At 68.8% G+C, this 11,727-nt stretch carries 11 protein-coding genes; 6 read left to right on the top strand and 5 right to left on the bottom strand.

The genetic code is table 11. The features are described from left to right. Positions 1-23 precede the first annotated feature (23 nt). Entirely contained in the window at positions 24-1,094 is a 1,071-nt protein-coding gene (gene sepH / locus ACQP06_RS03595; protein WP_433670465.1) for a septation protein SepH, read from the bottom strand. A 220-nt stretch (positions 1,095-1,314) separates the two neighbouring features. Then, positions 1,315-2,439 carry a phosphoserine transaminase gene (serC, locus tag ACQP06_RS03590; protein WP_379105744.1) on the bottom strand — a complete coding sequence of 375 codons (1,125 nt, stop codon included), beginning with the start codon at positions 2,437-2,439 and terminating at the stop codon, positions 1,315-1,317. A 133-nt stretch (positions 2,440-2,572) separates the two neighbouring features. Here serC and ACQP06_RS03585 point away from each other — a divergent pair, with 133 nt between their 5' ends. Beyond that, positions 2,573-3,307, top strand: a complete 735-nt coding sequence (locus ACQP06_RS03585) for a hypothetical protein (protein WP_433670463.1) — start codon at positions 2,573-2,575, stop codon at positions 3,305-3,307. A gap of 27 nt (positions 3,308-3,334) precedes the next feature. Here ACQP06_RS03585 and ACQP06_RS03580 read toward each other — a convergent pair whose 3' ends face one another. Beyond that, the gene (locus tag ACQP06_RS03580; RefSeq protein WP_433670461.1) at positions 3,335-4,204 is read right to left on the bottom strand and encodes a polysaccharide deacetylase family protein; all 870 of its coding nucleotides are present in this window, start codon (positions 4,202-4,204) and stop codon (positions 3,335-3,337) included. 44 nt (positions 4,205-4,248) lie between these two features. After that, on the bottom strand, positions 4,249-4,422 hold the full coding sequence (locus tag ACQP06_RS03575; RefSeq protein WP_433673228.1) for a DUF1272 domain-containing protein: 174 nt from the start codon (positions 4,420-4,422) through the stop codon (positions 4,249-4,251). 142 nt (positions 4,423-4,564) lie between these two features. Here ACQP06_RS03575 and ACQP06_RS03570 point away from each other — a divergent pair, with 142 nt between their 5' ends. Continuing rightward, a complete protein-coding gene (locus tag ACQP06_RS03570; RefSeq protein ID WP_433670459.1) occupies positions 4,565-5,326 on the top strand; it encodes an RDD family protein in 762 nt (253 codons plus the stop codon). A gap of 60 nt (positions 5,327-5,386) precedes the next feature. Here ACQP06_RS03570 and ACQP06_RS03565 read toward each other — a convergent pair whose 3' ends face one another. After that, complete coding sequence (locus ACQP06_RS03565; protein ID WP_433670458.1) at positions 5,387-6,526, bottom strand: citrate synthase 2; 1,140 nt, start codon at positions 6,524-6,526, stop codon at positions 5,387-5,389. 100 nt (positions 6,527-6,626) lie between these two features. Between ACQP06_RS03565 and pdxH the strand changes: the two genes are divergently transcribed. The 4 genes from pdxH to ACQP06_RS03545 all read left to right on the top strand — a co-directional run bounded on the left by pdxH (position 6,627) and on the right by ACQP06_RS03545 (position 11,648). Beyond that, entirely contained in the window at positions 6,627-7,352 is a 726-nt protein-coding gene (gene pdxH, locus ACQP06_RS03560; protein WP_433670456.1) for a pyridoxamine 5'-phosphate oxidase, read from the top strand. A 73-nt stretch (positions 7,353-7,425) separates the two neighbouring features. Continuing rightward, positions 7,426-8,709 carry an MFS transporter gene (locus ACQP06_RS03555; RefSeq protein WP_433670454.1) on the top strand — a complete coding sequence of 428 codons (1,284 nt, stop codon included), beginning with the start codon at positions 7,426-7,428 and terminating at the stop codon, positions 8,707-8,709. Between the two features lie 186 nt (positions 8,710-8,895). Further along, positions 8,896-10,209 (top strand): citrate synthase, encoded by a 1,314-nt coding sequence (locus tag ACQP06_RS03550; RefSeq protein ID WP_433670452.1) that lies wholly within the window; start codon positions 8,896-8,898, stop codon positions 10,207-10,209. Positions 10,210-10,442: 233 nt separating this feature from the next. After that, positions 10,443-11,648, top strand: a complete 1,206-nt coding sequence (locus tag ACQP06_RS03545) for a GNAT family N-acetyltransferase (RefSeq protein ID WP_433670450.1) — start codon at positions 10,443-10,445, stop codon at positions 11,646-11,648. The last annotated feature ends 79 nt before the right edge of the window (positions 11,649-11,727 follow it).

The raw sequence follows: 11,727 nt of genomic DNA, 5'->3' as shown, positions 1-11,727 counted from the left end.
TCAGCGACTCGAGCCGAACGCGATCAGTGACCCGAGCTGCGCACGCCTAGGAGCACGTCCTCCCAGGACGGCATCGGCGCCTTACCGCCACGCTTGGCCCGATTCGGCTTCTGCGCGTTGGACTTCGCCGCGGGCTGCGCGGGAGCCGGGGCCGGCGCCGGTTCCGGCGTGGGCTCGGCGGCCGGAGCCGGAGCGGGCGGGGTGGCGGGCGGCGCCGGGGCGGCCGCCGCCGGAGTCGCGGGCTGCGCCGGAGCCGCCGGTTCCTTCGCTGCCGGAGCCGGAGCGGGAGCGGGAGCGGGAGCGGCCGCGGTGGTCACCGGCACGGTGCCGTCACCGACCGCGGCGCGCTGCTCGTAGTAGTCATCCACGTTCTGCTGCTGGGCGACTCGCGCGGGGGCGGGCTCGTAGTCGGAGCCGCGCTCCTCACGCACCGCGGGCGCGGGCGCGGGGACCGTCTCCACCACCGGATCGGTCTGGTCCGGCAGGATGGTCGCCAGGCCGCGCAGGGCCCGGCCGAAGTCGGGGTCGATGAGGTCGGAGGCCGGATCGTCGAGCGGCACCACGGAGCCGCCGTGCGCGTCGGGCTGGTAGCGCCAGTGCGCGGCGATCACCGAACGGCCCGCCTGCCACTGCAATTGGGCCACCCAGTAGCCCTTCTCGTCTTTCCAGGCGTCCCATTCGGCGACCTCGATATTGTGGCCGCGCTCGGCGAACGCGGCCGACACGATCTCGATCAGGGTCTCCACGGCGGGGCCGTCGTTGCGGACCGGGTGGGCCTTCTGCGCCAGCTCCGCGGCCCGGGCGCGTTCCAGCAGAACGGGATACGCGAAACGTTCGACGCGAGACAGCGGCATGCCCGACTCTTCGGTGACCTGCTCCACCGAGGCGCCGGCACGGATACGAGCCTGGATATCGCGAGGGCGCATCGTGGCTTCCGTTTCGATCTCGATTTGGCCGAATCGGGCAAGATCTCCGCGGGCAGCGGCGCGCAGTTTATCGTCGGCGGCAAGCCGGTACTTCTGGCCGCTCTCCGTATCGATGCATACGATATGCGTGGAATCGGGCGTCAATCCGATTACTCGAAGTTCACGCACCGTTACCTCCTGTTCGCTGCGCAACTCACAGCTATAGCTAGGCTCGCGACACCGCCCACGTTCTGGAACAGTAGTGCACTTCTGTGAATCATGGGGCAAGACACGCGGCGCGGAAATCTGTTCCCAGACTTCCGCGCCGCATTAGTGTGATCGATTCGCCTCAGCTCCGAAACCGGGTTTCGCGAGGAGCGTTCGCCCGGTCAGATGCCATTTCTACTGCTCAGCCGAGCTTTTCGACGACCCAGTCGACGCAGCGGGTCAGCTGCGACACATCGTCGGGGTCGATGGCCGGGAACATGCCGACACGCAGCTGGTTACGACCCAGCTTCCGGTACGGCTCGGTGTCCACGATGCCGTTGGCGCGCAGCACCTTCGCGACCTGCGCGGCGTCCACGCTGTCGGCGAAGTCGATGGTGCCCACGACCTGCGAGCGCAGCGCCGGGTTGCCGACGAACGGGGTGGCGTACTCGCTGGTCTCGGCCCACGAGTACAGACGCGAGGAGGAGTCGGCGGTGCGCTTCACTGCCCAGTCCAGACCGCCATTGCCGTTCATCCACTCGATCTGGTTGGCGAACAGCAACAGGGTGGCAAGCGCCGGGGTGTTGTAGGTCTGGTCCTTGGTGGAGTTGTCGATCGCGATCGGCAGCGACAGGAACTCCGGGGTCCAGCGACCCGAGTTCTTGATCTCCTCCACGCGCTCCAGAGCCTTCGGGCTCATCAGCGCGATCCACAGGCCGCCGTCGGAGGCGAAGCACTTCTGCGGGGCGAAGTAGTACACGTCGGTGTCGGCGATGTTCACCGGCAGACCGCCCGCGCCGGAGGTGGCGTCGATGGCGACCAGGGCGTGCTCGGAACCGGCCGGACGCGACACCGGGATGGCGACACCGGTCGAGGTCTCGTTGTGGGCCCAGCCGATGAGGTCGGCCGACGGGTCGGAGGTCGGCTCGGGGGCGTCGCCCGGCTCCGACTTCACGACGATCGGGTCACCGATGAACGGGTTGCCCTTGGCGACCGAGGCGAACTTCGAGGAGAACTCGCCGTTGCTCAGGTGCAGCGACTTCTCGCGGATCAGGCCGAAGGCGGCGGCGTCCCAGAACGCGGTGGTGCCACCGTTGCCCAGCACGACCTCGTAGCCGTCGGGCAGGGAGAACAGGTCGCGCAGACCGGAGCGCACCCGCGCCACCACGTCCTTGACCGGCTTCTGCCGGTGCGAGGTACCGAACACCGAAGCGCCGGTATCCACCAGGGACTGCAGCTGCTCGGGGCGGACCTTGGAGGGGCCGCAACCGAACCGTCCGTCGGCGGGCTTGAGATCGTCGGGGATGGTCGGGAACGCAGAGGTCATGGCGACAAGGGTAGTGGGGCTATCACCCGCGCTCACGGCCGGGTCCGGGGTGAAAAAACAATCTCGCCAGCGGGTTCGGCAAACGGCGCGTATCGCTGTGTGCCTCGCCACAGACGCACTACGGTTCAGCACCATGGACATGGCCGCGGACAAGCGACCGAACACCGCATCCGACCACCAGACCGCTCCCGCTCCCGGGCTGTCCCCGGATTCCGCGCGGCCGCGGCCCGACAACGGGCCGCGTCTGGGCCTGCTGGCCCGGCTGTCCTCACAGTTCGGATCGCGCGGCCTGACCCGGCGGGGTCCCGTTCTCGACGACGCCGCCCGCCGGGCGCTGCTGCTGCACGGTCTGGAGGGCACGGCCACCATCCTCGGCGTCCGCGACGGCGGGCCCGCCCCGGAGTTCTGGATGCGGGTCCAGATCGAGGGCCGGCACGGTTACGAGACCCGGGTCCGGCAGCGGGCGGCCGCCGCCGACCGGGAGTGGATGCAGCCCGGCGACGTCGTCTGCTGCCGGGCCGATCCCGCCGATCCCGACCGGGTGGTGCTGTATCTACCCGCGCCGGAGGAGACCTCGCGCACCAATATCGCCAAGATCCTGGCCGACGGCCGGCGCGCCCGCGCGACCGTGCTGGCCGCCACCCCGGTCGCGGCCGATTACAGCGGGCGCGACGATCCGGTGCTGCGGCTGGATCTGGAACTGCACGCCTGGGACGAGCCCGGCCCGTGGCGGGTGCGGGTGGTGCAGCCGGTGCCGCTCTCGGCGCTGGAACTGGTCGATCTGGGCCGTCACCTGGATGTGGCGTTCTTCACCGTGGATCGCGGCGAATCCGTGGCCGTCGACTGGGCGGCCTCCCGGCGCAACTGACCGTCGCGCCGGAGGCGGGTCGAAGTACTAGGGCAGATGCACGAATTGGAAGCCGTTGGCCTTCAGCGCCGGGAGCGCGGCCAGCATGCCCGGACCGGTGCCCGACTTGGGCCGATGCATGTGGGCCAGGGAGATGCCGCCGGACTTGGCTCCCGACATCGCCGACTGCACCTGCGCGGCCGAGGCGGTCGCGCCGAAGTCCGCGTTCACCGTATAGCCGACCGGGGTCTCCCCCAGGTCCTGCACGATCGACACCGCCACCTCGTCGTAGTGGGCGGTGCCGGCGCGGAAGAACCGCGGCCCGTGCCCGGTCAGGGCGGCGATGCGCTGGTGGTTGCCCCACACCTCGTCCACCGCGGCCTGCGCGGAGGCGGTGCCCTTGATCTCGTAGGCGGCGCGGCCGTTCACCGAGAGCGGGCAGTGCGCGGTGCCGTGATTGCCGATCTCGAACAGCGGGTTGGCGGCCAGCTGCCCGGCGCGGGCCGGGTTGGCGTCGATCCAGCGCTTGTTCAGGAACAGGGTGGCCGGGATCTGCTGGGCCTGCAGGAAGGCGAGCAGGTTCTCGTCGATGTCGTTGTTGCCGGGGCCGCCGCAGGCGTCGAAGGTGACGGCGAACTGCTTGCCGGTGGGGTTGAAGCCGGTCAGGATGCCGTCGACGTCGACACCCCAGGCCTTCGGGGTGCGGCCCGCGTACTTGGCCGCGACAGCGTCCGGGGACACCGTGGAGACGGGTAGCCGGGCCGGCGCGGAGGCCGGATCGGCGGCGCCACGCGGTGGATCGAGGATGCGGTCGGACGAGTTGCCGTTCGCCACACCGCATCCGGCGGTGACGAGGCCCGCGGCCAGCGCCGCGCCCGCGGCGAAGAAGCCGCGCCTGGACAGTCCTGCGTCGAGCACCGGAGCAGGTTATGTGAATCCCGGCGCGCAATCTACGGTCTGAATCAGGATTCTCGCCGCCTTCGCGGTCTGGCAACCAATTCGCCACCGCAGTTGGGGCATACGTAATCCATTGTTCGACCACACGATTCACAGAAGGTGCACTCGTAGCTGCAGATCAGCGCCGGACCCTCAGCAGGTAAATGGGCAATCTCGCATCGTTCACAGCGTGTCCGCATTTCCAGCGCCATCCGGTCTCCTCGTCCGCGCGCTTCCGGTCCCCCGTGCGCGAGTGTGATCGATTTCCTTTTCATATCGAAGGCCCGAGTGCCCCAGACTGTAGCCTGCCTGTCCGAATCAACCCTTTTGCAAGGAAACGCATTGACTTACCCGAACAACCCGTACCCGCAGCAGCAGCCGGGGTACGGCTACCCGCCCGCCGATCAGCCCGCCCCGGGCTACGGCGCGCCCCAGCCCGGTTACGCGGCCCCGCCGCCGGGTTACGGCGCACCTCAACCCGCGTACGGCGCACCGCAACCCGCGTACGGCGCGCCCCAGCCCGGCTACGGCGCACCGCAGCAGCCGGCGTACGGCGCTCCCCAGTCACCCTATGGCGCACCGCAACCCGCGTTCGGTGCACCTCAGCCCGGCTACGCTCCGTTCGGGGGGTTCGGAGCGGAGTATGCGGGCTGGGGCGCACGCGCGGGCGCACGCCTGCTGGACGGGCTGATCATCGGAGGCCCGTTCCTGCTGCTGACGATCCTCGCCAACACCGTGGGCACCTCCGAGCCCACCTGCACGACCAGCCAGTACTCGGGCTACACCCGGTGTGACGCCGGGTCCATGAACGCCCTGGGCATCATCTGCGCCCTGATCGGCTTGGTGGCGGTCATCGGCACCGCGCTGTTTTTCGCCTACCAGGAGGGCACGACCGGCCAGACGGTCGGCAAGCGGGCGCTCGGCATTCGCGTGATCCGCGAATCGACCCGCCAGCCAATCGGTTTCGGCATGGCCATCGTGCGCTACTTCGCCGGAAATGTGAACAGTCTGGCCTGCTACCTCGGCTGGCTGTGGCCGCTCTGGGATGAGAAGAAGCAGACCCTGAGCGACAAGATCGTGGGGACGATCGTCGTCAAGGCGTAGGACGAAGAACAATGGCCCGCGGCGAATTCTCGCCGCGGGCCATTGTTCGTTCAGCGCACTCTACTTGTGCGACACCAGGTTCCAGCCGGTGACGGTCTCCGGCTTGCGCGGGGCCGGGCCGGTGTAGATGGCGGCCGGGCGGACCAGCTTGCCGAGCTGCTTCTGCTCCAGGATGTGGGCACACCAGCCGGCGGTGCGGCCACAGGTGAACATGGCGGGCATCATGTGTGCCGGGACCTCGGCGAAGTCCAGGATCACGGCGGCCCAGAACTCGACATTGGTCTCGATGGCGCGGTCGGGGCGACGCTCGCGCAGCTCGGCCAGGGCGGCCTGCTCCAGCGCGGCGGCGACCTCGAAGCGCGGGGCGTCCAGGCGCTGGGCGGTGGCGCGCAGCACGCGGGCGCGCGGGTCCTCGGCGCGGTAGACGCGGTGGCCGAAGCCCATCAGCTTTTCCTTGCGGTCCAGGATGCCCTTGACCAGAGCCCGTGCGTCGCCGGACTTCTCGACCTCTTCGATCATCGGGAGCACGCGGGCCGGGGCGCCGCCGTGCAGCGGGCCGGACATGGCGCCGATGGCGCCGGACAGCGAAGCCGCCACGTCGGCGCCGGTGGAGGCGATGACCCGGGCGGTGAAGGTGGAGGCGTTCATGCCGTGCTCGGCGGCGGACACCCAGTAGGCGTCGATGGCCTCGGTGTGGCGCGGGTCTGGGTCACCCTTCCAGCGGGTCATGAACCGCTCGGTGATGGTGGCCGATTCGTCGATCTTCGACTGTGGCACGGCGGGCTGGTAGATGCCGCGCGCCGACTGGGCGACATAGGACAGCGCCATGACCGAGGCCCGGGCGAGGTTCTCGCGGGCGGTGTCGTCGTCGATGTCGAGCAGCGGCTCGTAACCCCAGATCGGGGCCAGCATGGCCAGACCGGCCTGCACGTCGACGCGGACGTCGCCGGTATGGATGGGGAGCGGGAACGGTTCGGCGGGCGGTAGGCCGCGGCCGAATTCGCCGTCCACGAGCAGGGCCCAGACATCACCGAAGGTGACCCGGTTACCGACCAGGTCCTCGATGTCGACGCCGCGGTACCGGAGCGCACCGCCGTCCTTGTCCGGTTCGGCGATATCGGTGGTGAAGGCCACCACGCCTTCGAGACCGCTCACGAAGCCGTCGGGGACGACATTGGGTACCGCAGCGCTGGCAGTCATGTTGTGACTCTCCTTGCATGTCGGGCTGCCCGATCCCTGAGCAGCCACGCCGATCACCTGGAGCTTAACCCCCGCATTACTCCGGAGTAACGTCTGGCCCATGGTTGACCAGGAGAAATTCGCGACATCCGACCTCGATCTCGCGGCCTTGCGCGTCGAGTACGGAGTCGATCAGGGCGACAACCATCCGCCCCGCGATACCGACCTGGACGAGACCTGGCTGGCCGAGGGCTGGGAGCCGTTGCTGCGCAATTGGATCGAGGACGCCACCAGCGCGGGCCTGACCGACGCGAACTCGATGGTGCTGAGCACCGTCGAGATCACCGAGACCGGTCCGCGGCCGTCGTCGCGAACCGTCCTGTGCAAGGGGCTTTCTCCCGAGGGTGTGACTTTTTACACGAATTACGACTCGTTCAAGGGCCGTCAGCTGACCCAAACCGCCTACGCGTCGGCCACATTCGTCTGGCAGGCGATGGGGCGGCAGGTGACGGTGCGCGGCCCGGTGCTGCGGGTGCCCGCCGAGGCCACCGAGGTGTACTGGCAGTCCCGGCCGCGTGGCTCCCGACTGGGTGCGTGGGCGTCGGAGCAGTCGCGGACCATCGCCTCGCGGGCCGAGCTGGATGAGCGCATGGCCGCGACCGAGGCCCGGTTCGCCGAGGTGGACGACATTCCGGTGCCGCCGTTCTGGGGCGGTTTCCAGATCCGGCCGGAGACCGTCGAGTTCTGGCAGGGCCGTCGCAGCCGCATGCACAACCGCATCCGGGTGACCATGGAACCGGGCAATTCGGACGTGTCGGCCATGAAAGTCGAACGCCTCCAACCCTGATGCCCCGGCAAGGCCCCGAAAGAGTTGGATATCTCACGTTCAAATGATGGGATGATCGGTCCAAAATAAGTCGGTGAAGCTGCTCGCCGACATAACTCCATTACGGAATCCCGACTACCGGAGGCTCTGGACCACCGGCATCGTCACCGTGATCGGCGCGCAGCTGTCCGTCGTAGCCGTCCCCAAACAGCTCTACGACATCACCCACAGTTCCTCCTACGTCGGCCTGGCCGGACTGTTCGGCCTCGTCCCGCTCATCGTCTTCGGACTCTGGGGCGGCGCGCTCGCCGACGCCATGGACCGCCGCAAGATGCTGCTCGTCACCTCCGCGGGCACCGGCCTGACCGCCCTCGCCTTCTGGGCGCAGGCCGCAGCGGGACTGAACAATGTGTGGCTGGTGCTGATCCTGTTCGCGGCGCAGCAGGCGTTCTTCGCCATGAACCAGCCCGCCCGCAGCGCCATCTACCCGCGCCTGCTGCCGCCCGAGCAGCTGCCCGCGGCGAACTCGCTGAGCATGACCGTCATGCAGTTCGGCGCCATCGCCGGACCGGTGCTGGCGGGCATGCTGATTCCGCTCGCGGGCCTGTCCACGCTGTACCTGCTGGACGCCATCGCGCTGCTGGCCACGCTGTGGGCCACCTGGAAGCTGCCGCCCATCCCGCCGCACGGCGAAGCCCGCCGGGCCGGACTGCGCGAGGTATTCGACGGCTTCGCCTATCTGGCCACCCAGCGCATCCTGCTGGCCTCCTTCGCGGTGGACGTGGTGGCCATGGTGTTCGGCATGCCGCGCGCCCTGTTCCCGCAGATCGCCCAGGACAGCTTCGGCGACTCCGCTTCGGGCGGAACGGCTCTGGGGCTGCTGTTCGCGGCCATGTCGGTGGGCGCGGTGCTGGGCGGGGTGTTCTCCGGCTGGCTGTCGCGGGTGCGGCGGCAGGGCCTGGCCGTGGTGGTCTGCATCGTGCTGTGGGGTCTGGGCATGGTCGGGTTCGGCCTGGCCGTGGGCCTGGTCGGACACGGGCTGAGCATGACCCTGGCGCTCTGGATCGCGCTGGCCTGCCTGGCCTTCGGCGGCGCGGTCGACATGTTCTCGGCGGCTTTGCGCACCACCATGCTGCAGTCGGTGGCGACCGACGAGATGCGCGGGCGGTTGCAGGGCGTGTTCATCGTTGTCGTGGCGGGTGGACCGCGCGTCGGTGATGTTGCGCACGGTTTCGCGGCAGCGGCGGTGGGTACCGCGGCGACCGCCGCGGGCGGCGGCGTGCTCGTCGTGGTCGGCATGATGCTGGCCGTCGTGGCATTTCCCGCGTTCGTGCGTTACCGGGTGGCACGTGCCCATTCGGAGGTGCCGGTCGCCTGAGGTCCGGCGTTCATGCGCATAGCACATGACCGCCGCTCGCCTCACCTGCGAACGACGTGACTGTGAGGTAGTCAAGGGACACCCTCATTACTCGGGCGTAGTGGACAGCGGCTAGCGTTGAGTACAAGCGCATCGTGTGTCACCCGCGTCGATGCCTACGGTTTCAAGCCTGAGAGGGATCCTTCCGTGCCCGCTGAGAACATCATCAACGTCGACGACGACGCCAAGCCGGTACTGCAATACCCGGGCGGCGAGTACCCGATGACCGTCGCCAAGGCTGTCGAGGGTAATGACGGGATCGACCTGGGCAAGCTGCTCGCCAGCACCGGGTACACGACCTACGACCCCGGCTTCATGAACACCGCGTCGACCAAGTCGGCCATCACCTACATCGACGGCGAGGCGGGCATCCTGCGCTACCGCGGGTACCCGATCGAGCAGCTCGCGGGCAAGGCGACCTTCATCGAGGTCAGCTACCTGCTCATCTACGGCGAGCTGCCGACCCCGACGCAGCTCGACGACTTCACCGACCGGATCCGCCGGCACACCCTGCTGCACGAGGACCTGAAGCGGTTCTTCGACGGCTTCCCGCGCAACGCGCACCCGATGCCGGTGCTGTCGTCGGCGGTCAACGCGCTGTCGGCGTACTACCAGGACTCGCTGGACCCGCGCGACCCCGAGCAGGTCGAGCTGTCCACCATCCGACTACTCGCCAAGCTGCCGACCATCGCGGCCTACGCGTACAAGAAGTCGGTCGGCCAGCCGTTCCTGTACCCGGACAACTCGCTGTCGCTGGTGGAGAACTTCCTGCGGATGACCTTCGGCTTCCCGGCCGAGCCCTACGAGGTCGACCCGGAGATCGCCGCCGCGCTGGACATGCTGCTGGTCCTGCACGCCGACCACGAGCAGAACTGCTCGACTTCGACCGTGCGCCTGGTCGGTTCGTCCGACGCCAACCTGTTCACCTCGGTGTCCGGCGGCATCAACGCGCTCTGGGGCCCGCTGCACGGCGGCGCCAACCAGGCCGTGCTGGAGATGCTCGACGACATCAAGGCCAATGGCGGCGACGTCAAGGAGTTCGTCCGCAAGGTCAAGAACAAGGAAGACGGCGTGAAGCTCATGGGCTTCGGGCACCGCGTCTACCGCAACTACGACCCGCGCGCGACGCTGGTCAAGCAGGTCGCGGACGGCATCCTGGCCAAGATCGGCGGCGACGACCAGCTGCTCGACATCGCCAAGGCGCTCGAAGAGGCCGCGCTGACCGACGAGTACTTCATCGAGCGTCGCCTGTACCCGAACGTCGACTTCTACACCGGCGTCATCTACCGGGCCATGGGCTTCCCGACCCGCATGTTCACCGTGCTGTTCGCCATGGGCCGCCTGCCGGGCTGGATCGCCCACTGGCGCGAGATGCACAGCGAGCCGCTGAAGATCGGCCGTCCGCGCCAGATCTACACCGGCTACGGCGAGCGCGACTACGTGGAGATCAACGGCCGTTGATCCCTCGGGCCCTGGGCCCGAACGCTTTTCCCGGGAAATCCCCGTCGTCACACCTCGTGGCGGCGGGGATTTCTCGTTGCCGACGACCTGTCGTTGACAAGGACTTGTTAAGGATCTCGCTGGCGTGGGGCGGCACTCTTGTTCTCACGGGGGTCAGCTGCCGCGGCGGGGGCGGCAGCTGGCCCCCGAAGAAATCGGATGCGGGGAACCGGAAATCCTGGGATCTTCGGGGAATGGCATCGACGAATGGCATTACCGTGCGTTCGGCACGAGCTGAGGAACGGCCGGAACTCGTCCAGCTGATGGACATGGGCTTCGGCATGCGTGGCGGTCCGGCGGACGTCGAGTTCGGGCCGCAGGTCTTCCCCACCGAACGAGCCCTGGTCGCCGTCGACGGCGATCGTCTCGTCGGGCACGTCAACGACCGCGTCATGACCGTCACGGTGCCGGGCCCACGCACCGTCCAGGCCAGTGGCGTCACCGGCGTCGCGGTCGCGCCCACGCATCGGCGGCGCGGCATTCTGCGGGCGCTCTACACCGCGCTGCACGAGCGCATCGAGGCCGAGGGCCTGCCGCTCACCATCTTCACCGTCAGCGAGGGCGGCATCTACGGCCGCTTCGGCTACGGGCCCTCGATCCAGGAGATCGACCTCTCGATTCGCGGGCGCACCGCCGAATTCCGGCCCACCACACCGGATCCCGGCGGCGTTCGGGTCGCGGCCCTGGCCGAGGCGGAGCAGGTCCTGCCCGAGATCTACGACCGCTGGCGACGACTCACGCCCGGTGCGCAGGTGCGTCCCGAAGCCCGGTGGCAGCAGCGGTTCTTCGCCGAAGCGGTGCAGAACGAGGACGGCGCGCCGCAGTTCTTCCTGATCCACCCGGACGGGTACGCCATCCTGCGCCGCTCCTGGCACGACTACAAGAACACCGCCACCATCCGCGAAATGCGCACCGTCACACCGGAAGCCCACATCGCGCTGTGGCGGGTGCTGTTGAGCATGGACCTGGTGCACGACATCAAAGCGAGCACCTACGACGGGGATCCGCTCCCCTTCCTGGTCACCGATCCACGTCTGATCGAGGTCGTCGGCCGCCACGACACGCTGTGGACCCGCCTCATGGACGTGCCCGCCGCGCTGACCGCGCGCACGTATCAGCGGGACCTGGATGTGGTACTGGCCGTGGACGATCCGTTCCGCGACGCGGGCGGCACCTTCGCGCTGCGGGTGCGCGACGGGATCGCCGAGTGCGCGCCCACCGATCGCGCCCCGGATCTGGAACTCGGCATCGACGTGCTCGGCAGCCTCTACTTCGGCGGCTACCGGGCCCGGGTCTATGCCGCCGCCAACCGGATCCAGGCCAAGGAAGCGACGGTGCTGCGGGCCTTCGACGAGGCGTTCACCGCCGAGCGGGAGGCCGAGCTCGGCTGGTTCTTCTGAGCCCGGAACGGGCAGTGGCCGGGCCACACCCGAGGGTGCGGCCCGGCCACTGACTCCCACCCGGCCCTGGGACGAGGCC

The sequence above is a fragment of the Nocardia sp. CA-136227 genome (genome assembly GCF_050955695.1).
GTDB lineage: Bacteria > Actinomycetota > Actinomycetes > Mycobacteriales > Mycobacteriaceae > Nocardia.
Note: the sequence above shows the minus strand (reverse complement) of the source record. Positions and strands in the feature narration are given on the sequence as shown.